The sequence below is a fragment of the Planotetraspora kaengkrachanensis genome (assembly GCF_016862895.1).
GTDB lineage: Bacteria > Actinomycetota > Actinomycetes > Streptosporangiales > Streptosporangiaceae > Planotetraspora > Planotetraspora kaengkrachanensis.
The window spans coordinates 151,981-172,964 of record NZ_BONV01000015.1 but is presented as its reverse complement, the minus strand read 5'-3'; the positions used below and the strand labels follow the sequence as shown (position 1 = coordinate 172,964).

Genomic DNA, 20,984 nt, shown 5'->3' with positions numbered 1-20,984 from the left:
GCGTCCCGGGTCCGGGTCGCCGCCGCGGGCGGGTGTAGCGTCCTGCCGGGGGGAGGGTGAGGTGCCGAGTAACGCCAGGGGGTTCGAACTGCGCGGCCGGCAACGCGAGCGGGACACGATCGACCGCCTGCTGCGCGACGTCCACGACGGCCGGAGCCACGTGCTGGTTCTGCGTGGGGAGCCGGGCGCCGGAAAGACCGCTCTGCTCGACTATCTGATCGAGCGTGCGCCGGCCGGCCGGGTGACCCGCACGGCCGGGGTCGAGCCGGAGTCCGAGATCGCCTACTCGGCGCTGCAGCAACTCTGCGCGCCGCTGCTCGACCGGTTGGAGCGGTTGCCCGAGCCGCAGCGGGTCGCGCTCGCCACCGCCTTCGGGCTGACGCCCGGCGACCCGCCGGAGGGCCTGCTCGTCGGACTGGCCGTGCTCGGCCTGTTCGCCGAGGCCGCGTCGGAGCAGCCGCTCGTCTGCGTGGTGGACGACGTGCAGTGGGTCGACCGGATGTCCGAGGTGATCCTCACATTCGTGGCCCGCAGGCTCGACGCCGAGTCGGTCGCACTGGTCTTCGCCTCGCGCAGCCCGGGAGACGAGCAGGTGCTCAGCGGCCTGCCGGAACTGCGCGTCGACGGACTGCCCGACGCGGACGCGCGGGCGCTGCTCGACTCCGTGCTCACCGGTCCCGTCGATGCGCGCGTACGCGATCGAATCGTCGCCGAGACGCGCGGCAACCCACTGGCCCTGCTCGAGCTGCCCCACGACCTCACCCCCGCGGAGCTGGCGTTCGGGTTCGGCGCGCGGAGCGCGACGCCTCTCGTGAGCCGCGTCGAGGAGAGCTTCCAGCGGCGCATCGCGGCGCTGCCCGCGGACACGCGCCGTCTGCTCCTCACCGCCGCCGTCGAGCCGGTCGGCGACGTGACCCTGCTGTGGCGCGCGCTCGAGCGGCTTGGCGTCAGCCCGGGCGCCGTCGCGCCCGCGGAGGCGGCCGGACTGGTCGAGCTCGGCGCCCGGGTCCGGTTCCGGCACCCGCTGGCGCGCTCGGCCGCGTGGCGGTCGGCCGACGCGGCCGAGTTGCGCGAGGTGCACCGCGCGCTGGCCGAGGTGACCGACCCGGGGCGGGATCCCGACCGGCGCGCCTGGCACCGGGCGCACGCCACGGTCGGGCCTGACGAGGAGGTCGCGAGCGAGCTGGAACGCTCGGCCGACCGGGCGCTGGCCCGCGGCGGACGGGCGGCGGCGGCGTCCTTCCTCGAGCGCGCGACCGAGCTGACCGCGGACCCGGGCCGGCGGGCGGCGCTGGCGCTGGCCGCCGCGCGCGCCCACTTGGCGGCCGGCGCCCCGGCGCTGGTGCCTGACCTGCTGGCCGCCGCCGAGCTGGGCCCGCTCGACCCGTTGCGGCGTGCGGACCTGGAGCGGCTGCGCGCCCAGGTCGCGTTCGTGCTCAACCCCGGCCGCGCGGCCGTCCCTCCGCTGCTCGCGGCAGCCCGCCGGCTCGAGACGATGGACCTCGCCGCAGCCCGGGGGACCTATCTGTCGGCGCTGGGCGCGGCCGTGCACGCGGGCCGGCTCGGCGGAGACGACCTGCGCCGGGCGGCGGAGGCCGCCCGGGCCGTCCCCACGGGGGAGGACCCGGCCGGTCTCCTGCTCGCCGGTCTCACGGCGTGGAGCCTGGACGGGTACGCGCAGGCAGCGCCGCTGCTGTGCCGGGCGCTTGACGCGCTCACGACGGACGAGGATCCGGGCCTGCTGTGGCTGGCCGGCCCCGTCGCGCACGAGGTGTGGCGGGACGAGGCCTGGCATCGCCTCGCCGAGCAGGCGATCGGCTTCGCCCGCGCCACCGGGGCCCTGTCGCTGCTGTCCACCGCGCTCGTCCTCCGCGCGGGCGCGCTGCTGTTCGAGGGCCGGTTCGCGGACGCGTCGGATCTGCTCGACGAGGTCGACGCCCTGGGCCGGGCCACCGGCCTGGGCGTGCATCCGTCCGCCTCGCTCGCCCTGGCCGCCCACACCGGCAGGGAACTCCCCGCGCTGGAGCTGATCGAGGCCGCGGTCAAGGACGCCGACGCACGTGGTGAGGGCCGGCTGCTCGGCATGACCGGCTATGCCAGGGCGGCGCTGTTCAACGGGCTCGGCCGCTATCCGGCCGCGCTTGAGGCCGCCGGGCAGGCCGCCGAGTACGAGGACCTGGCCGTCTGCAACTGGGCGCTCGGCGAGCTGGTGGAGGCGGCGGTGCGCAGCGGCGAGCAGGCGGTCGCGTCGCAGGCGCGCGAGCGGCTCGCGGCGCGGACCGCGGCCGCCGGGACGGACTGGGCGCGTGGCGTACAGGCACTCGCCGACGCGCTGGCCGGTCCGCCCGGGCAGGCGGAGGAGAGCTACCGCGAGGCCGTGGAGCGGCTGTCGGCGACGCGGATCCGGCTGTCCCTGGCCCGGGCTCACCTGCTTTACGGCGAGTGGCTGCGCCGTGAGAACCGCCGCGGCGACGCCCGGGTCCAGTTGCGCACCGCCCACGACGCGTTCACCACCATGGGCGCGGAGGGCTTCGCGGAACGGGCCGGCCGGGAGTTGGCCGCCACCGGCGAGACCGTCCGCCAGCGGACCCTGGGAGCGCGCGAGGAACTCACCTCCCAGGAGGCGCAGATCGCCCGCCTGGCGGTGTCCGGCCGGACCAATCCCGAGATCGGCGCCGTGCTGTTCCTCAGCCCGCGAACGGTCGAGTGGCATCTGCGCAAGGTCTTCATCAAGCTGGGCATCGGGTCACGCCGCGAGCTCGCCGCGGCGTTGCGCGGCCGGTGACCAAGGACCGCTGGCCAAGGGCGGTGACCAGGGGCCGGTGACCCCCCGGGGGTGATCCCAGGGAGTCTCCCTGGGGCGAGGCGACGCTCCGGCGGCGATCGTGGATGCCGGGATGCCGACCGGCATCCGGTATCGCTGAGGAGCGGACATGGTGGAGTACAAGCTCGAGGTGATCGTCCTGCCCGTCGCGGACGTCGACCGGGCCAAGGAGTTCTACAGGCGGATCGGTTTCCGGGAGGACGTCGACTATGCGAGCGGCGACGACTTCCGGGTCGTGCACTTCACGCCGCCTGGCTCCCAGTGCTCGATCGTGGTCGGCACGGGCGTCGGTACGGCCCGGCCGGGGTCTGTGGAGAACGTGCACCTCATCGTGGCGGACATCGAAGCGGCCAGGGCGGATCTGGTCGGCCGCGGCGTCGAGGTGAGCGAGATCTTCCACGACGAGGGCGGCGTCTTCCACCACGCGGAGACGGAGAAGCGGGTGCCGGGCCCGCAGCCCGACCGGCGCTCGTACGGCTCGTTCGCCTCGTTCAGCGATCCCGACGGGAACGGCTTCGTGCTGCAGGAGGTCACCGAGCGCATCCCCGGCCGCTGAGCCGCCGGAACCGGACAGGCGCGGCAGCCGAACCACGGGCAGGGGAAGCGCGGGCGGGGAACCGGGGGCCGGGGAGGCGTGGGGTCTCCCCGGCACATGCCGGTCAGGCGCGCGCCGAGCGGTGTTCCTGCGGACTGACCCCGTGGACGCGCTTGAACGCGGTGCTGAGCGCGAACGGGCTGCCGTAGCCGACCTGCCTGGCCACCGCGCCGACCGTGGCGTCGGAGTCGCGCAGCAGGTCCGCGGCCAGGGCGATGCGCCGGCTCGTCAGATAGGACATGGGCGGCTGGCCGACCATCTCGGTGAACCTCCGGGCGAGGGCGGCACGCGAGACGCCTGTCCTCGCCGCCAGTGATGCGACCGTCCAGGGATGCGCCGGGTTGTCGTGGAGCAGCCGCAGGGCGGTGCCCACCACCGGATCGCCCTGGGCCCGGTACCAGGCGGGGGCGTTCGCCTCCGGCCGGGCGAACCACGCCCGCAGGACGGCGACCAGGAGGAGGTCGAGCAGCCGGTCGAGGACGACCTCCTGACCGGGCTCGTCCTTGACGATCTCGTCGCAGAGCAGCGGCAGGATCGATGCGCCCGCGGATCCCGCGGAGAGGGCGAGCGACGGGGGCAGGGCCGACAGCAGTCGTCCGCCGATCTCGCCGCCCGCCTGGTAGGTGCCCGTCAGCATCACCGCGGCGCCGTCCAGGGCGTTGCCCCAGGTGCGGACCCCCTGGTTCATCGCGTCGCACAGGTCCTCGCCCGCCGGGGTCGTGGTGCAGCCGCCCGGCCGGACCACCGCCTGGACCGGCGTGGACGGGTCGTCGGAGACGGTGTAGGGGTCGGGGCCGCGCATGAGCGCGATCTGCCCCGGGCCGAGCCGCACGGTCTCGCCCCGGTCGGGGGCGACCCAGGCCTCGCCCCGCACCATGGCGACGAGTGTGAGCGGCGCGCGGTCCTCGACGCGAAGAGACCAGGGAGGGTCGAGGATGGAGCGGATCAGGAACGCTCCGCGGGCTCTCGGCCCGTCGAGGAGGCCGGCGAACGCGTCCATGCGCCCGAGTCTAGACACTCGGACATGCCATCGGGATTCTCAGCGATGGCGGGGATCGCCCGGGCGGACTTCACTGGAGCCATGACAGGAAACGGAGACAAGAGGGCGACCGGTGCGGCCACCGCGATCCGCGACTTCGCCGGCCACGCCCCCGGGGCGGCCACGCCGGGCGAGGGGGAGACGTCATGAGCGAGTCGCTGCGCACGGTGGTCCTGTTCGCGGCCACGATGACGACGGGGCTGATGGCAGGGCTGTTCTACGCGTACTCGGTCTCGGTGATGCCCGGCCTGGCCGCGTCCGACGACCGGACCTTCGTGGTGGCGATGCGCAGGATCAACATCGCCATCCAGAACGGCCTGTTCCTTCTGGCCTTCGGCGGGTCGGCCCTGCTGACCCTGGCGGCGGCGCTCCTCCATCTCGGTGAGCCGCAGACGCCCCCGCTGGTGGCGGCGTTCGTGACGTACGCGCTGGCCCTCGTGCTCACGTTCTCCGTCAACATCCCGCTCAACAACGCGCTCGACAAGGTCGACGAGGCGGCCCCGGCGGCCGAGCACGCCCTGGCGCGGCAGCGGTTCGAGCGCAGGTGGGTGCGCTGGAACGTCGCCCGCACCTTCGTCCACCTCGCCGCCTTCGCCTTCATGATCTGGGCCCTCATGGTGTGACCGCCGGAGGGAACGTGACGTGCCCGCCCCGCGGCGCCGGGGCGGGCACATCACGCGTTCAGTTGGCGGAGACGAACTGCTGGGCGAGTTGCTGGCCGAGGGTGACGGCCTGCTGGTGGTTCTCGACGGCCGAGACCTTGGTGCCCGAGCCGGTGAAGACGACGTACGTCACCGGCCCGTCGGTGCCGCCGGTGCTGGGGTCGGGGTCGATGCCCAGGTCGGAGGCCGCCTTGTGGGACGCCTCACCGATGATCTGCGTGGGTCCGGTGTCGCCGACCACCGCGTACTCGATCTTGCCGTTGTAGATGACGGCGACCACCGTGCCGCAACCGATGCCCTTCGACGTGTAGTTCCAGATGCTGCTCGAGCTCGGCACCACGACGTACGGCAGGGCCGCGGAGTTGAGGGGGGAGTCGCCCGTCGTGTGGCAGGCGGTGTCGGGGTAGAAGCAGCAGTCGGTGTCCTCGTTGCACTGGGTGGTGCGGACGCCGTCGCAGTCGATGTCCATGTCGGCCTTCCAGAACACCGCGCCGGTCTTCTGGCACACCGGGACCGTCGCCGTGCTGACGTCCTCGTCGGTCTTGTACTTGCCGCTGGAGATCTGCGAGCACGACGTCACCTTGGCCAGCAACTGGTCGGCGGTGACGGTGCCGCCGCCCCCGCCGGGTGTGGTGGCGTCGATGTAGTCGAAGTTCGGGTTGCCGTCCGCGTTCGCGGCGGTGATCCGCACCTTGTTGGCGCCCGCGTTGAGGTTCGTGGTGATCGAGACGGTCGCCCAGGTGTCCCAGTTGCCGGTGCTGTTGAACGCGCGGTTGGCCGAGACGACGGTGCCGTTGACCGCGATGTTCGCGGTCCGGGTCGTGCTCGGTCCGTTGGAGTAGCGGATCGCCAGGGTCGAGCTGCCGGCGGCCGCCGCGGTCACGGTCCATTCGGTGTAGCTGCCCGAGACGTTGTCGCCGTTGACGAATCCGCTGCCGGAGTAGCCGGCGTGGTTCGCCTCGACCACGCCCTGGGAGACGACGGCGTTCTCCGCCTCCAACCGGTTGGTCGCCGCGTTCGCGGAGCCTCCGGCGAACAGGCCGGCCGCCACGAGACCCAGCATCACCAGCGCTGATGCGAAGCGGGGGGTCCTTCGCATCCCTCACCTCCAGAAGTTAGGAAGGCTTACTAACAATTGGCGGCTACGGTAGATCGAGAGTCAGGATTTGGTCAAGTCCCGAGAAAGGTGGAAAAAATCTGGCTTGTCGGGTAATTCCGAGCGAGGCGCGCGGCCCGCGGCGGAGCGACTCCCAGCTCGCGACGGCGACGACGACCGTCACCGCGGCGGCGGCCACAGCGAGCGCCACGAACTCGGCGGGCATGAGGGCGATCAGGGCCGCGACCCCGGCGAGATGGGACGCGGGGAGGTGCCCCCAGAGCACGCGCTTGAACAGGGCGTGACCGGCGAGGAAGAGCACCGGTCCGCTCGACGCGGTCAGGGCGACCTCCACGCGGGCCTCGCCCGGATGGCTGATGACCAACTCGTCGCCGACCGCGGACGCGACGATGCCCGCGACCATGGGCGGGTGGAGGAAGGTGTGGGCCGAGCGGGCGAGCGCAGCAGGCCCGAGTCCGTCGTCACGGACCACACGTTGGGGATATTCCGTACGAAACGGAAGTAGATGGGAGTTATCTCTACGTTAAGGCTTTTAGCCGTCTAATGACGGCATTCGCGTGGGAGGCGCAATTTGACAACCCGCCTTGACCTCGCAGAACTGGGATAATGCTGAATTTATGGTGAAATGGCTTGACTCGAATAGTGGCCACCCTCTATTCAGGAGAAGCAGGAGTCGGATGAGCACCATTGGTGGCGTAGATGACAATCGAATCTGGTTCGGGTAGCGCCCGGCAGGAGTACCGCGCACTGCAGGCGGAGGCGTTCAACCGCATCGGTGTCCGCTACGACGACGCATTTCCCCATAAAGAGGGACAAGTCGCCGCTGGGGAATGGTTGATCAAGCAGCTCAAGCCCGGCTCGCGCGTCCTCGATGTGGGCTGCGGAACCGGAGCGCCCAGCGCGCAGCAGTTCGCACAGGCCGGTTGCGAGGTGACCGGCATCGACATCTCCCCGGTCATGCTCGAGATCGCGCGGGAGAACGTCCCCGAGGGCACGTTCCTGGAGCTCGACGTGCTCGAGCTGGACGGCTCACTCGGCGCCTTCGACGCGGTGACCGCGTTCTTCTCGCTGCTGATGTTGCCCCGCGCGGGCATCACCGAGGCCCTCGGCAAGATCTACTCGGCGCTCGCGCCCGGCGGGCTGTTCTCGCTGAGCATGGTGGAGATCGACCTCGACGACGTTCCCTTCCAGTTCCTCGGGGCGCCGGTGCGGGTGACCGGCTATCTGCGCGACGAGTTGCGAGCGGCGGTCGAGGACGCCGGCTTCACCGTCCTGACCGAGAACCACATCTCGTACGCCCCGGCGACCACCCAGGCCCCACCGGAGATCCAGCTGTTCTTCAACTGCCGGCGCGAGCAGCTCTGAGCGGCCTCACCGGTGAACTCGGCGTGGGCCGCGCTGACGTCTTCGACGGGCAGGACCGTGTGGTTCTCCCCGCCGATCCCGTACTGCAGGCCGCGTTGACGGCCGCCGCGACGGGCGCGTAGGTTCCGATACCGACTGGTCGGTTCGGAGGGGTCGCATGCGAGTTCAGGACAAGGTGGTCGTCGTGACCGGTGCGGCGAGCGGGATCGGCCGCGCCATGGCGTTGCGGTTCGCCGAGGAAGGGGCGGCCGGGATCCTCGTGGCCGACCTGGACGAGGCGGGCGCGGCCGCCGTCGCGGAACGGATCGGCGATCGCGCGAGGGCCGTCCGGGCGGACGTGAGCGTCGAGGACGACGTCCGGGCGATCGTCGACACCGCCGAGCGTTCCCTCGGCCCGATCGCCCTGTTCTGCTCCAACGCCGGGATCATCACCGGCCACGGCGTGGAGGAGGCGACGGACGAGGAGTGGTCGCGCACCCTCGCGGTCAACACCCTCGCCCACGTCTACGCCGCCCGCGCGGTTCTTCCCGCCATGGTCGAGCGCGGCGGCGGATACCTGCTCAACACCTGCTCGGCCGCGGGCCTGGTGAACTGCCCCGGCGACGCGCCGTACGCCGTGAGCAAGGCGGCGGCGATCTCCTTCGCCGAGTGGGTGGCGATCCACTACCGGGCCAGGGGCATCGGGGTCAGCGTGCTGTGCCCTCAGGGAGTGCGCACCGGGATGATGCGGGAGGACCTCGAGGACGAGAACCTCACGGCCCGTGCCGTCATCTCCTCCGGAGCCGTGCTCGAACCCGAGGAGGTCGCGGGCCACGTGGTCGAGGGCCTGGACGCGGAGCGGTTCTACATCCTGCCCCATCCGGAGGTGGCCGGCTTCTTCCAGATGAAGGCCGGCGACCCCGACCGCTGGCTCAGCGGGATGTCACGTTTCGTGGAGTCGCTCGCCCGCTGAGCCGGCGGGCGCCGTGTCCCGGCGGAGAACCGCCCCGAACGTCCGCCGGTACGCCGAGGGGGACGTCCGCATGGCACGGGCGAAATGGTGGCGGAACGTCACCGGGCTCTCGAAGCCGACGGCGGCGCCCACCTCCTCGACCGGCACCGCCGTGGTCTCCAGCAGGGGCAGGCTGGCCGTGATCCGCTGCGCGACGACCCAGCGGAGCGGGCTCGTCCCGGTCCGCCGGTTGAAATGGCGGACGAAGCTGCGCGGCGACATCCGCGCGACCCCGGCGAGCACGGCTACCGTGATCGGCTCGCTGAGATGGGCCAGAGCCCACTCCATCGCCCGTCCGACGGCGTCGTCGTCGTCCACGGGGGTGACGGCGGCCTCGATGAACTGGGCCTGACCGCCCTCGCGGTGGGGCGGCACGACCAGCCGCCGGGCCACGGCGTTGGCCACGCTCGGGCCGTGGTCGAGCCTGACCAGGTGGATCAGCAGGTCGATCCCCGCGGCGCTGCCCGCGCTGGTGAGGACGTCTCCGCCGTCCACGTAGAGCACGCCGGGGTTCACCCTGACCTCGGGGAACCGTTGCTGCAGGATCGCGGCGTACTTCCAGTGGGTCGTCGCCTCCCTGCCGTCGAGCAGGCCCGCCGCCGCGAGGGCGAAGGCCCCCGAGCAGATCGAGACGACCCTGGCCCCCCGGTCGTGGGCCGCCCGCAGCGCCGCGACCAGCGCGGGGGAGACCGCGCCCCGGACGTCGGGTACGCCCGGGACGATGACCGTCCTGGCCGCCGCGAAATCCTCCAGGTCGTGGGCCGCCTGAACGGTGAAGCCGCCGACGGCCTTGAGCGGCCCGGCGGACTCGGCGCAGACCTGGAGGTCGTACCACGGGACGCCCAATTCCGGCCGGGGCAGGCCGAACAGTTCGACCACGCATCCCAGCTCGAAGGGGCTCATGCCGTCGAAGGCCAGGACCGAGACGGTACGGGTGCCGCGGCGTTCGAGCATGGCTGGATATTAGCGATATAGGGCATTCGTGCCACTCCTCGGAGACGGCCTCCGCCCGGCAGCCTTGCTCCCAGGAACGAACCGAGATCTGGAGGCGGACGATGTCCTTCGTCACGAGCACCCCCGCGGCCGACGGCGCCGCCGCGATCGCCCACTTCTCCGGGCGGCTGTCATATGAGACGGACGCGTCCGACGTCCACGCCGACCTGGCCGCCGGCGAGCCCGGCATCGTGGTCGTGGACTCCCGCGGCGACGAGAGCTGGCGGCAGGGCAGGATCAGGGGCGCCGTGCACCTGCCCACGAGCGAGATCGCGGACAGGGCCGCCTCGATGATCCCTCGTCACGTCACCGTGGTGACGTACTGCTGGGGGCCCGGCTGCAACGGTGCGACCCGGGCCGCGCTGGAGTTCGCCAGGCTCGGCTACGCGGTCAAGGAGATGATCGGCGGCTTCGAGTACTGGACACGGGAGGGCTTTCCCGTCGAGACCGACGACGGCGTGGAACGCCGGCCGGTCGACCCGCTGACCGCTCCCGTCGGGTCCATCACGTGTGACTGCTGACGGCCACATGAAAGGACAGGCCACGGGTAGTCGAACGGGTATGAAGCGGATTTTTCAGCTCCTCGTCACCCGCTGGCTGGCCCGCACGCCTCTGGGGCTCATCCTGCTCGGCATCGGCTGGTGGATCGTCCGCAAGAGGCGCGCCGACCGTGAGGGACGGCCCCCGGAGCTGCGCGAGCCGGGGCGGGAGCCGCGTGGACCCCACACATGGCAGGGACCGACCGGCCGGACCCGCCGCCGGGCGCGGGTCGGCTGACCAGGCGCTCCGGCCGGGTGCCCCGGTCCGGAGCGGTCATCCATGAGACGCCGGCCAGGTGATCACGCCGGCCGCGGAAGGGCCGCGCCGTCGGCGACCCCGGTCGCGACGGCCGCGCGGATGACGGCGGGATCGGCGGCCGGCGTGCGGAACGCCTGGCGGTAGGCCAGAGGGGACACGCCGACGGCCGTGTGGAGGTGCTGCCGCAACGAGACGGCCGTGCCGAACCCGGCCTGGCGGGCGATCACGTCGACGGACAGGTCGGTCGTCTCCAGCAGGTGGCGCGCGTGCTCCACCCGCAGCCGGGCCAGCCACCTCGCCGGGCTCAGGCCCGTCTCCTCGCGGAACCGCCGGGTGAACGTCCGGACGCTCATGCGGGCGTGGGCCGCCAGGACGGTCAGGTCGAGTGGGTCGTGCAGGTTCTCCTGCATCCAGGTGCGGGTGGACGCCGTGCTCGTGTCGAGGGGATCGGGCAGCGGCCGGTCGATGTACTGCGCCTGGCCGCCTTCCCTGAACGGTGCCGTCACGCAGCGCTTGGCCGTGCGGTTGGCGACCTTGCTGCCGTGGTCGCGCCGGATCACGTGCAGGCACAGGTCGATCCCGGCGGAGACGCCCGCCGAGGTCAGGATGTCCCCGTCGTCGACGAACAGCACGTCGGGCCTGAGCCGTACACGGGGGAACAACTCGCGGAACCGGTCGGCGTTGCGCCAGTGCGTCGTCGCCGGGCGGCCGTCGAGCAGACCGGCGGCGGCGAGGACGAACGCGCCGGTGCAGATGGAGATGAGCCGGCTGTGCTGGGCGGCCTCCCGCAACGCCGTCCGCAGGGACGGGTCGATCGTGCCGTCGGTCAGTGCGGAGCCCCCGTGGATGCCCGGGACCAGCACCGTGTCGGCGGTCTTCAGCACGCTGAGATCGTGGTCGGGCGTCAGGGCGTACCCCGCCGCCGAGGTCCGCACGGGCAGGCCGTCCGGTGTGCAGGTGACGATCTCGTAGAGCCGGTCGGGGTCGAGGGCGGCCCAGAACACCTGGCCGGGGATGCCGACGTCGAGCGTCGCGAAATCGTCCAGGACCACCATGGCGATGCGATGCATGGCCGGATTCTTTCACATCTTGGCCTTCCGGCCACTGGCCGGTGCCCGCCGCTCCGTTCAGGATGTGGGCTCATGAGATCGTTGCATCGCGCCTGGCTAGTGGCCGCCGTCGCCTTCGTCGCCATCATCGGAGCCGCGGGATTCCGGGCGACCCCCGGAGTGCTGATCACCCCGCTGCAGGACGAGTTCGGGTGGACGAGGGGCACGATCTCGCTCGCGGTCTCGGTCAACCTGATGTTCTACGGCCTGTTCGCGCCCTTCGCGGCGGCCCTGATGGACCGGTTCGGCATGCGGCGGGTGGTGACCTGCGCCCTGCTGCTGGTCACGGCGGGCAGCGCCCTCACCGTCTTCATGACCGCGAGCTGGCAGCTCGTCGCCCTGTGGGGAGTGCTCGTCGGGGCGGGCACGGGGTCGATGGCGCTCGTCTTCGCGGCGACGCTCACCGACCGGTGGTTCGTCCGGCATCGCGGCCTCGTCACCGGGGTGCTGACGGCCGGTGGCGCGACGGGCCAGCTCCTGTTCCTCCCGGTGCTCGCGCACCTGGCCGAGATGCAGGGCTGGCGGACCGCGTCGCTGACCGTGGCGGCCGCCGCCCTCGCCGTCGTCCCGCTCGTGTGGTTCCTGCTCCGCGACACCCCGGAGGAGATCGGCCTGACCGCGCTGGGCGCCACCGAGCCGGCCGTACGGACCGCCGGCGGGGGAGCGGCCGCCCGGGCGTTCCGCGTGCTCGGCCAGGCGGCGCGGCACAGGCGCTTCTGGTATCTGGTCGGCGGGTTCGCGATCTGTGGGGCGAGCACGAACGGGCTGGTGGGCACCCACTTCATCCCGGCGGCGCACGACCACGGCATGGGGGAGACGGCCGCAGCCTCGCTGCTCGCGGTCATCGGCGTCTTCGACATCGCGGGAACCGTCCTGTCCGGCTGGCTGAGCGACCGGGTGGACTCGCGCATCCTCCTCACCGTCTACTACGCGCTGCGCGGCCTGTCCCTCCTGATCCTGCCCCAGCTGTTCGCCGCGACGACCCAGCCCAGCATGCTCGTCTTCATCGTCTTCTACGGCCTCGACTGGGTGGCGACCGTGCCGCCGACCGTGGCCCTGTGCCGGAAGATCTTCGGCGCGGAGGGGTCGGTGGTCTTCGGCTGGGTGTTCGCGTCGCACCAGATCGGTGCGGCGATCGCGGCGAGCGTGGCGGGCGTCACCCGCGACCATCTCGGAAACTACGACCTCGCCTGGTACGGCGCGGGCGTCCTGTGCATGTTCGCCGCGCTGATGTCGTTCCGCGTGGTCTCCGGGGCGGAGCAGAACCGGAAGGCTGCGATCCTGGTCGGGTGACCGAACGTGTACTTCCCCTCGTGGTCAGGATCGAGCGCGCCGCTCCGCCGGAGCGCACCGACGCGCTCGAGGCCGCCGCCACGGCCGTGCTGAGCCTGCTCGACCCCCTCCAGGACCAGAGGCCGGCCTGGGACGAGGCCATCAGCGAATGGGAGGACCACCGGATCAGGAAGGTGGTCAGGCGGGCGCGCGGCGCGGAGTGGCGGCGGGTGCTCGAACTGCCCGGCATCACCGTCACGGTGCGGACGGCCGAGGTCCGCGTCCACCCGCCGGTGCCGCTGGACGACTGGCCCAAGGACCTGTCGCGGCTGCAGGTCTCCGGCACCGACCTCGCGGACACCGCCCCGCCGCCGTCCGCGACCGGCGGGGCGGTGCTCTGGGTCAACCCCCACCTCGACATGACCGCGGGTAAGGCCATGGCCCAGGCGGGGCACGGCGCGCAGCTCGCGTGGTGGGGGTCCGACGAGCCGGCGCGCGCAGAGTGGCGGGACCGGGGCTTCGCGACGGCGGTGCGGACCGCGAGCCCGGACCGGTGGTCCGCGCTGGTCGGCAGTGGTCTGCCGGTCGTCAGGGACGCCGGTTTCACGGAGATCGAACCGGGCTCGGCGACGGTGGTCGCCGAGGCGCCCTGGCTGCGCCTGGGCGTTTTCGAAGTGTGATCGGGATCGGACACGAGCGACCGGGATATGCCGTACGCTCCGATCCGTGGCACCTGGGGACTATGGGACGAAAGCTGTTCCCACTTACGTAGCGGCCGAGGCGGAGACGACCCCCCTTCCGAAGATCACGGTTCCGCTGGCTCCACCGGTCCCGGTGAACGCCCGCAGGGGTCTCGGCGATCTTCCGATGCGGGTCATCTACCGTCTCATCGCCGGAACCGCCGCGGTCGTGGGGGTCGGCACCGTGGCGACCGTCGTGATCCTCGGCAGGACCGGATCGGAGGCCCCCCGCGCGGCGGCCGCCGTGCCCTCGCCCCTGATGGCCACGGCGAGCCCGACTCCGACTCCGACGCCAACCCCGACGCCCACTCCCACGCCGACGGTCCCCGCGGCGCTGGCGGCGGCATTCGCCGACTCCCGGCTTGAGCCGCTGCCCGACGGTGAGAAGAGGCTGGGCAGGCTGCCCGGCAAGCCCGCGCCCAGGCGCGGGGTGCTCAAGGACCGCCGGGCCGGCGTCTCGATTCCGCGGTTCACCAAGGTCTGGCGGCCCGTGAAGACCAAGGCCTTCGGCACGCGGCAGGACCTCCCCCTGGTGAAGGGGTCCCCGGTCCACGGCATGGTGATCTCCCTCCCGCTGCCCGTGCCCGAGCAGGAGGAGATGCGCGACACCGCCCTGCTGGCCGCCCGGTGGACGCTGAAGTACCAGCCGAAGGGCACCACGCTGTCCTGGACGGCGATGGACGAGGTCACGATCGCCAAGCGGGACGCCCTCGTGCTCGGCTTCAACGCGCACTACAAGGTCAAGGGCAAGAAGCGGACCTCGTCGGCGGCGGTCGTCGTCGTCGACGTTCCGAACAGGAAGCCCGCCCTGGTGTACGCCGTGATCCCCGACACGCAGAAGAAGGCCTGGCGGGACATCAACAGTGTGGTGACCGGGATCAAGATTCCTTGATCCCGGTCACGCGTTTCAGCGAGATTCCTGCGGTTCGCGAGGGTCTCCGTTTTCCCGCGAAGGTCTCCACGGTTCGCGAGGGTCTAACGCTCCGCCAGCACGATCACCGAGTCGCCGGGCCCGAACGTCACGGGCCCTGACCTGTCCGGGTTGAGGACGACGCCGAAGTGGGGCGCCTCACCCGCTCCGGCGGCCAGGCGGTAGCCGATCGCGGTCTCGCCCCTTCTGCGGGCCGCCTCGAGCACGGTGGGGAAGGCGACGGGCGTGCCCTCGTCGACGTAGGCGCCCGCCGGCCGCGGATAGATCTCCGACCCCCGGGAGTCGAAGAGATAGCCGAACACCTCGCTCAGGTGCGGGCTCTCCGCGAGCTGCGCGAGCAGCAGGCCGATGACCGTGTCACTGATCACGATGTCGTCGGCCTCGGTCACCTCCGCCAGCGCCCGGTTGTTCTCGTCGTGCATCTCGCTCACGATCGAGTACCGCTCGCCCAGGGTCGCCTGCATGTCGCGGAGCTGCAGCAGCGTCATCAGCGTGCGGGTGTCGGCGTGGTGCGGCGTGTACCGGTCGTCCGACAACACGATCACGTGCTGGTAGAGCCCGACTCCCAGCGACTCCAGGGCGTACCTGTCGGTGGAGTCGCACTCCTTGACGCTGACCGTGAGGTTGCGCAGGCCCACCAGCCCGTCGCCGGCCGAGGGATGGTCGCTCGCGACGTCGAGGACCGAGCCGGCGGGGACGTAGCCGTCGAGGTAGCGCACGATCTGGGACGCCCGGCCGTTCCAGCCGAGCAGGAGCGTCCGCCCGGGGCCGGGCCGCGTGTGCTCGTGGTCGCGGACGTGGTCCTCGTCGATCACGCCGGCGTCGCCCGCCAGCCGGATGAGGGAGTCGTCCTGGGCGATCACGATGATCTGGTCGGAGGTGCCGAGCACGGTGTCCATCGGCGGGTTGAGCATGACGCCGTCGGAGCCGCGCAGGCCGATGACGGTCGCGGACGCGTAGGCGCCCAGCGTTCGCCCGTACGGCATGCCCGCGAGCGCGGGGTCGGAGCGTAAGTAGATCTCCCCGCCGTCGAAGTTGAGCAGGTCCATGCACACCACCGACATGCCGGACTGCCGGGACGACTGCACGATCAGCCGGGAGATGGTGTCGTCGGAGTCGACGAGGTGGACCCCGGGGCCGCCGGCGAGGCGGGCGGCCGCCATGTTGCGGGAGGTGGTGATGGCGGCCACCACCGGCGGGTGGTCGCCGGCGCGCTTGGCCAGCGCGAGCAGCGTCTTGATGACGTGCGCGTCCGGCTCCTCGCCCTGCGGGGACAGGACCACGACGGAGCGCGCGGAGTCCAGGTTCATCAGATCCAGGTCGGTCGGCTCGGTCGGCCGCCCGGTGCGGCAGACCAGGCGGGTCCTGCCGGTGTCGCCGACCCGCGAGCGGATGGCGTCCTCCATCGCGGGCTTGTCCACGTCCGCGAGGATCGCGATGACCGACCCCCGCTGGCTGGCGTGCGCCTTCACGAGTTCCGAGACGATCGTGAAGACCTGCTCGGACCAGCCGAGGATCACGGTGTGGCCGCTCTCGATGATCCTCGAGCGGCCCTTGCGCAACTCCTCGATCTTGCCCTTGAGTCCGGTGGAGAGCACACCGACGAGGGTGCTGACGATGAAGATGCCGCCGAGCGACGCGGCCAGCATCAGGCCGAGGAACGGCGCGGTCCCGGTGTCACTGGCGATCTTGCCGGGGCTCAGGGCGCGCATCAGCGTCATCCACAGCACGCCGGCCCATCCCTTGTGGGCGTCCACCTCGTTCGGCGTCAGCCACAGCGTCAGCGCGCTGACGGCCAGGATCAAGGCGCCCGAGACGAGGGCCAGCCAGCCGATGAGGGCGCCGGTGCCCTTCGCCATGGTGTTGTCGAACCAGTACCTCAGGCGTTCCCTGACAGTCGCCCTCGACAAAGGACAGCACCTCCGGACAAATACGATCATTGATCGACTCATAGTAGGGGCCGCTAGGCTCTGGTGGTGTGACTGAGCTCGTTCTGGCCTCTGCCTCCCCCGCCCGTCTCGGCGTGCTGCGCGGGGCCGGCCTCGACCCGAAAGTGATCGTCAGCGGGGTCGACGAGGAGGCGATAACGGCCGAATCGCCGGAGCGGCTCTGCCGTGCTCTCGCCGAGGCCAAGGCGGCCGTGGTGGCCGGATCCCTGACGGACGGGATCGTCATCGGCTGCGACTCGGTGCTCGAGTTCGACGGCGTCGCGTACGGCAAGCCGGGGTCGCCGCAGGAGGCGATCGACAGATGGCGGGCGATGCGGGGCGGGCAGGGCCGACTGCTGACCGGTCACTGCGTCATCGACGTCGCGACCGGCCGCGCGATCTCCGAGGTCGGTGCGACGGTCGTCCGGTTCGGAACGCCGACCGACGAGGAGATCGCCGCCTACGCGGCCAGCGGGGAGCCGCTGCGCGTCGCCGGCGCATTCACCCTCGACGGGCTGGGCGGCTGGTTCATCGAGGGGATCGACGGCGACCACGGGAACGTCCTCGGCATCTCACTTCCGTTGCTGCGCCGCCTTTTCGGGGAATTGGGCGTGTCTGTCACGAGCCTGTGGCGCTAGCCTGCCGGGCATGAGCGGCATGGGACGGCGACAGGTCGGCGGTTTCGCCGACGGCATCGGCTTCGCGTTCAGGGGAGTCGGCTGGGTCGCCAGGCATCCACGGTGGTGGCTGTTCGGGGTGATCCCGGCGCTGATCGCGTTGGTGCTCTACGTTCTCGCGCTGATCTGGCTGGGCACCCACGCCACCGACGTGGCGGAGTGGATCACGCCGTTCGCCGACGACTGGGGCTGGCGGGACCTCTTTCGCGTCCTCGTCGGCATCATGATCTTCGTGGGCGGCCTGGCGCTCGCGGTGGTGACCTTCACGGCGGTCGCGCTGGCGATCGGTGAACCCTTCTACGAGAAGTTGTCGGAGAAGGTGGAGGAGGACCTCGGCGGCCTTCCCGGTGGAGTCGACCTGCCCTTCTGGCGGACCTTCTTCCGGTCGATCCGCGACAGCATCGTCACGCTGGTCTACGTCCTGATGTTCACCATCCCCCTGTTCGCGCTGGGTTTCGTGCCGGTCGTCGGGCAGACGGTCGTCCCGGTCCTCGGCGCGATCATCTCCGGGTTCTTTCTGACGGTGGAGCTGACGGCCCTCGCCATGGAACGGCGGGGCATCGCGCGCAAGGAGCGCTTCGCCCTCCTGCGCTCGAACCTGGCCATGTCGCTGGGCTTCGGCGTCCCCGTCTTCCTGGCCTTCCTGGTGCCGCTGGTCGTCGTCGTCGCGATGCCGGGGGCCGTGGCGGGGGCCGCGATGATGGTCAGGGGACGGCTGGCCGCTTCCTGATCGTGCCGGGCGGGGTACCGCCCGGGATCACACGGGCGGCCCCTCGGTTTCGCCGGCCGCCGCCCAGATCGCCGCGACCGCGTCCAGGTACCTCTCGGGATCGGCCGCCCGCAGGCGTACGGCCGGCGCCGTCTCCGGGTGGGTGAAGATCAGGAAGCGCTCCTCCCGCAGGCCCTCGACGACGATGTCCGCGACCTCCGCCGGGTCCATGGGCGGGCCGTTGAGACGCAGGAACCGGCCGACCGCCCCGTCGCCCACCCCCTCGATCAGCGGCGTCTCCACCAGGGCCGGGCACAGGCAGGAGAAACGCACTCCCGATCCCCGGTAGAGCACGGCCAGCTGCTCGGCCAGGGCCAGCGCGGCGTGCTTGGTCACGGTGTACGGCAGAGCCCCGGGGACCATCAGCAGGCCCACCGCCGAGATCGTGCTGAGCAGATACCCGCCACCCCGCCTGACCATGGCGGGGACGAGCGCACGGGCCGCCCACAGATGCGCCATGACGTGCACGTTCCACTGTCGGGTCCAGCCCTCGTCGTCTGTGTCCAGTCCGCCGAGGGGGTGGGCCTGGCCGGCGTTGGAACAGAACAGGTCGACGGGCCCGTAAGCCTCCTCCGCCTCCGTGATCACTCGGCGGATCTCCCGTTCCCGGCCCACGTCGGCCGTGATCGCCAGGCCGCCGACCGACGCGGCGACCTCGGCGGCCGCGGCGCCGTCGCGATCGACGACGACGACGCCCGCGGCGTCACTGGCGAAACGCTCCACCAGTGCCCGGCCGATGCCGCTGCCCCCGCCAGTCACCACCACGTGTCTTCCCCGCAGTTCCATGACGGCGAGCGTTCCCCCTGTGAGGTGGAACCTCCCTCCGAGACGGTGGCCGTGCGGCACCCTCCTTCAGCCTCGAGGGGGCGGCGCTGTGGACAACCGCGCTCCTCCACAGAACAGCGTTAAGCTCCTGGTCGGCGCGCGCGTCTCGGCGATGCTCACGGCCATGACCACCCCGAAGCTCGTGCTCTCCAGTCCGGCGGACATCCTCGCCGTCGTCCCCTATCTCGTCGGGTTCCACCCCGCCGACAGCCTCGTCGTGATCGGCTTCACCGGGCCGTCGCTCGCGCTGAGCACGCGGTGGGACCTGCCCGCCGGGCCCGGCGACCTCGACCGTCTCGCGCCGCTGTTCGTGCGGGAGGGGGTCACCATGGCCGTCCTCGCCGGATACGGCCCCGAGCCGGTCGTGGACTCCGCCGTGCTGGAGGCCGGCCGGCTGCTCGAGGCCGCCGGCGTCCGGGTGACCGAGGCGCTGCGCGCGGAGGACGGGCGCTACTGGTCCTACACGTGCCCGACCATCGTGTGCTGCCCCGACGAGGGCCTGCCGTACGACCCGGTGTCCAGCCCGGTGGCGGCCGAGGCGGTCGTGCACGGGCTCGTCGCGCTGCCCGACCGGGGCAGCCTGCGCAGGAGCGTCGAGCCGAGCGCCGCGGCGGCGATGCGGGAGGTCTCGCGGGCCGTGGCGGGGGAGTTGCGGGCCCGGCTGGCCCGGCAGGGGCAACCGGACGACGCGATCGCGGCGGAGTTCGTCGCGGGGGGAGTAGCGAGGGTCCGTGCCGCGATCGACCTCTACGGCTCAGGCGGCCGCCTCGACGATCGAGCCGCGGCGCGCCTCGGGTTCGACCTCTCGATCATCCGCGTACGCGACGAGGCGTGGGCCCTGCTCGACGACGCCGGCGCCCATCTGGCCCTGTGGAAGGACCTGACCCGGCGGCTCGACCCCCGCTACGCCGCGCCCGCCGCCTCGCTGCTGGCCGCGGCGGCCTGGCGGTCGGGCGACTGCGCGCTGGCGGGCATGGCGGTCGAGCGCGCCCTGGAGGCGGACGGCGCCTACTCGATGGCCCATCTCCTCAGGGACGCGTTGATCCACATGCTGTCGCCCGCGTCCCTGCTGGACCGGATGCCCACGCCGGACGAACTGGCGGCCGAGATGGGGCCGCCCAGGGGCTGCTGGCTCGCCCCTCTCGTCACATGGCTGTCCGACGAGCCGTCCGCGCGGGCGGGCTGAGGCGGTTCACGGGGGCACGGGGCGGGGGCACGGGGCGGGGGCACGGTGGGGGACAGGGGCGTGCGGTCAGGCGTGCTCACCGCTCTCGGCCTGGCGGCGCCGCTCGTTGTACGCGCGCATCCGCGCCGGGTAACCGGTGAGCTGGACGTCGTAGACGGGGAGGGCCAGATCTCTGGCGACCTTCCTGATGACGGCGGGTGAGCCGACGCGGCGGCGTGTCCACTCCCCGTCGTGGGCCACGGCGACCGCGGTGGTGTCGGTCGCGAAGGTCTCCGGTTCGACGAAGAACTCCACCCCGCGGCGGGACTTCGCGAACTCGATGAGTGCTTCGATGTCGTCGTTCGTGGCTTCACGGTCGAACCTGGCGATCCGGGGGCCTCGGAGCCGCCGGATCCCGTAGCGATCGCGCCATTTCATATGCCTTGTATACCGTTCCGATTATCACGTTGGTGTTAAGAGGGACTTCTCGGGGCCAGGTAAGGGAAGTCCCCGATGGACCGGACGTCGATTCGCCGCGCAAGATGGAGTCAGGCCCGGCACAGGGCGGGGTGACTTCATCGACGGGAAGGCATGGTGTGATGCCGGCGGCAGCGACACCACCGTGGCAGGGGCGGGCACCGATGCCCCACCCGGGGCTGAGGGTGACCAACCAGGACCGCGAGCGGGTCGTCGAGCATGTCCAGGCGGCCTTCGCCGAAGGCAGGCTCGACAAGGACGAGATGGATGAGCGGCTCCATCTCGCGATGACCGCCCGCACCCACGCCGACCTCCTGCCGATCATGAACGACCTGTACGGCGTCCGCGCGGAGTTCGACCCCGGGCCGCGGTTCCCCACAGAGGAGCCCGTGCCGGACGCGGGGGAACGCGTCGGCGGCGCCGCGGCCCACCTGCTCACCTTCTGCGGCCTGTTCGTCGTCGGCCCCCTGATCATGCTGCTCGCGGGAGGCCGCAGCTCGCCCTACATCAGGCGGCACGCCCTTGAGGCGCTCAACTTCCATCTCACCGTGCTGGGCGCGACGCTGCTGCTGCCGATCACGGTGATCGGCGTGATCCTGCTGCCGTTCATCTGGATCCTGGCGTTCGTCCTGTCCGTCGTCGGCGGGGTCGCCGCCCTCGCGGACGGCCGCTTCCGGTACCCGCTGACGGTCCGGCTGGTGAAGTGA

At 71.8% G+C, this 20,984-nt stretch carries 22 protein-coding genes; 14 read left to right on the top strand and 8 right to left on the bottom strand.

Translation table 11 applies throughout. The annotated features are described in order from the left end of the window. Positions 1–61: 61 nt before the first annotated feature. Entirely contained in the window at positions 62–2,785 is a 2,724-nt protein-coding gene (locus Pka01_RS18950; protein ID WP_239115112.1) for a helix-turn-helix transcriptional regulator, read from the top strand. 148 nt (positions 2,786–2,933) lie between these two features. Next, complete coding sequence (locus Pka01_RS18945; protein ID WP_239115111.1) at positions 2,934–3,380, top strand: VOC family protein; 447 nt, start codon at positions 2,934–2,936, stop codon at positions 3,378–3,380. A 103-nt stretch (positions 3,381–3,483) separates the two neighbouring features. Here Pka01_RS18945 and Pka01_RS18940 read toward each other — a convergent pair whose 3' ends face one another. Then, entirely contained in the window at positions 3,484–4,419 is a 936-nt protein-coding gene (locus tag Pka01_RS18940; protein ID WP_203884120.1) for an AraC family transcriptional regulator, read from the bottom strand. Between the two features lie 185 nt (positions 4,420–4,604). Here Pka01_RS18940 and Pka01_RS18935 point away from each other — a divergent pair, with 185 nt between their 5' ends. Further along, entirely contained in the window at positions 4,605–5,081 is a 477-nt protein-coding gene (locus Pka01_RS18935; protein WP_203884119.1) for an anthrone oxygenase family protein, read from the top strand. Between the two features lie 58 nt (positions 5,082–5,139). Here Pka01_RS18935 and Pka01_RS40820 read toward each other — a convergent pair whose 3' ends face one another. Together Pka01_RS40820 and Pka01_RS18925 are read right to left on the bottom strand one after the other, a co-directional pair. Continuing rightward, a complete protein-coding gene (locus Pka01_RS40820) occupies positions 5,140–6,219 on the bottom strand; it encodes a glycoside hydrolase family 75 protein (protein ID WP_239115110.1) in 1,080 nt (359 codons plus the stop codon). Between the two features lie 43 nt (positions 6,220–6,262). Next, positions 6,263–6,709: a low temperature requirement protein A gene (locus Pka01_RS18925; RefSeq protein ID WP_203884118.1), complete on the bottom strand. Its 447-nt coding sequence runs from the start codon at positions 6,707–6,709 to the stop codon at positions 6,263–6,265. A gap of 227 nt (positions 6,710–6,936) precedes the next feature. Between Pka01_RS18925 and Pka01_RS18920 the strand changes: the two genes are divergently transcribed. Both Pka01_RS18920 and Pka01_RS18915 read left to right on the top strand, forming a co-directional pair. After that, the gene (locus Pka01_RS18920; RefSeq protein WP_203884117.1) at positions 6,937–7,602 is read left to right on the top strand and encodes a class I SAM-dependent methyltransferase; all 666 of its coding nucleotides are present in this window, start codon (positions 6,937–6,939) and stop codon (positions 7,600–7,602) included. Positions 7,603–7,759: 157 nt separating this feature from the next. Further along, complete coding sequence (locus Pka01_RS18915) at positions 7,760–8,554, top strand: SDR family oxidoreductase (RefSeq protein WP_203884116.1); 795 nt, start codon at positions 7,760–7,762, stop codon at positions 8,552–8,554. Here Pka01_RS18915 and Pka01_RS18910 read toward each other — a convergent pair. Further along, complete coding sequence (locus tag Pka01_RS18910; protein ID WP_203884115.1) at positions 8,525–9,547, bottom strand: helix-turn-helix domain-containing protein; 1,023 nt, start codon at positions 9,545–9,547, stop codon at positions 8,525–8,527. The genes Pka01_RS18915 and Pka01_RS18910 overlap by 30 nt on opposite strands. A 101-nt stretch (positions 9,548–9,648) precedes the next feature. On the opposite strand from Pka01_RS18910, the gene Pka01_RS18905 reads away from it, so the two are divergent. Both Pka01_RS18905 and Pka01_RS18900 read left to right on the top strand, forming a co-directional pair. Next, complete coding sequence (locus Pka01_RS18905) at positions 9,649–10,107, top strand: rhodanese-like domain-containing protein (RefSeq protein WP_203884114.1); 459 nt, start codon at positions 9,649–9,651, stop codon at positions 10,105–10,107. Between the two features lie 40 nt (positions 10,108–10,147). After that, positions 10,148–10,363 carry a DUF6203 family protein gene (locus Pka01_RS18900; RefSeq protein WP_203884113.1) on the top strand — a complete coding sequence of 72 codons (216 nt, stop codon included), beginning with the start codon at positions 10,148–10,150 and terminating at the stop codon, positions 10,361–10,363. A 62-nt stretch (positions 10,364–10,425) separates the two neighbouring features. On the opposite strand, the gene Pka01_RS18895 is transcribed toward Pka01_RS18900, so the two are convergent. Further along, on the bottom strand, positions 10,426–11,454 hold the full coding sequence (locus tag Pka01_RS18895) for a GlxA family transcriptional regulator (RefSeq protein WP_203884112.1): 1,029 nt from the start codon (positions 11,452–11,454) through the stop codon (positions 10,426–10,428). A gap of 72 nt (positions 11,455–11,526) precedes the next feature. Here Pka01_RS18895 and Pka01_RS18890 point away from each other — a divergent pair, with 72 nt between their 5' ends. The 3 genes from Pka01_RS18890 to Pka01_RS41275 all read left to right on the top strand — a co-directional run bounded on the left by Pka01_RS18890 (position 11,527) and on the right by Pka01_RS41275 (position 14,397). Continuing rightward, positions 11,527–12,786 (top strand): MFS transporter, encoded by a 1,260-nt coding sequence (locus Pka01_RS18890; RefSeq protein WP_203884111.1) that lies wholly within the window; start codon positions 11,527–11,529, stop codon positions 12,784–12,786. Next, positions 12,783–13,445 (top strand): peptidyl-tRNA hydrolase, encoded by a 663-nt coding sequence (locus Pka01_RS18885; protein WP_203884110.1) that lies wholly within the window; start codon positions 12,783–12,785, stop codon positions 13,443–13,445. The genes Pka01_RS18890 and Pka01_RS18885 overlap by 4 nt, the downstream gene beginning before the upstream one ends. A 154-nt stretch (positions 13,446–13,599) precedes the next feature. After that, positions 13,600–14,397 (top strand): hypothetical protein, encoded by a 798-nt coding sequence (locus tag Pka01_RS41275; RefSeq protein WP_275414479.1) that lies wholly within the window; start codon positions 13,600–13,602, stop codon positions 14,395–14,397. A gap of 83 nt (positions 14,398–14,480) precedes the next feature. On the opposite strand, the gene Pka01_RS18875 is transcribed toward Pka01_RS41275, so the two are convergent. Beyond that, positions 14,481–16,346, bottom strand: coding sequence for a CASTOR/POLLUX-related putative ion channel (locus tag Pka01_RS18875; protein WP_203884109.1), 1,866 nt, complete (start codon positions 16,344–16,346; stop codon positions 14,481–14,483). Positions 16,347–16,414: 68 nt separating this feature from the next. On the opposite strand from Pka01_RS18875, the gene Pka01_RS18870 reads away from it, so the two are divergent. Beyond that, positions 16,415–17,002 carry a Maf family protein gene (locus Pka01_RS18870; protein ID WP_203884108.1) on the top strand — a complete coding sequence of 196 codons (588 nt, stop codon included), beginning with the start codon at positions 16,415–16,417 and terminating at the stop codon, positions 17,000–17,002. 10 nt (positions 17,003–17,012) lie between these two features. Further along, the gene (locus Pka01_RS18865) at positions 17,013–17,771 is read left to right on the top strand and encodes an EI24 domain-containing protein (protein WP_239115109.1); all 759 of its coding nucleotides are present in this window, start codon (positions 17,013–17,015) and stop codon (positions 17,769–17,771) included. 27 nt (positions 17,772–17,798) lie between these two features. On the opposite strand, the gene Pka01_RS18860 is transcribed toward Pka01_RS18865, so the two are convergent. After that, entirely contained in the window at positions 17,799–18,596 is a 798-nt protein-coding gene (locus Pka01_RS18860) for an SDR family oxidoreductase (protein WP_203884107.1), read from the bottom strand. Between the two features lie 163 nt (positions 18,597–18,759). Between Pka01_RS18860 and Pka01_RS18855 the strand changes: the two genes are divergently transcribed. After that, entirely contained in the window at positions 18,760–19,821 is a 1,062-nt protein-coding gene (locus tag Pka01_RS18855; protein WP_239115108.1) for a DUF4192 domain-containing protein, read from the top strand. A gap of 66 nt (positions 19,822–19,887) precedes the next feature. On the opposite strand, the gene Pka01_RS18850 is transcribed toward Pka01_RS18855, so the two are convergent. Beyond that, complete coding sequence (locus tag Pka01_RS18850; protein WP_203884106.1) at positions 19,888–20,238, bottom strand: hypothetical protein; 351 nt, start codon at positions 20,236–20,238, stop codon at positions 19,888–19,890. A gap of 224 nt (positions 20,239–20,462) precedes the next feature. Here Pka01_RS18850 and Pka01_RS18845 point away from each other — a divergent pair, with 224 nt between their 5' ends. Continuing rightward, positions 20,463–20,984 carry a DUF1707 and DUF4870 domain-containing protein gene (locus Pka01_RS18845; protein ID WP_239115107.1) on the top strand — a complete coding sequence of 174 codons (522 nt, stop codon included), beginning with the start codon at positions 20,463–20,465 and terminating at the stop codon, positions 20,982–20,984.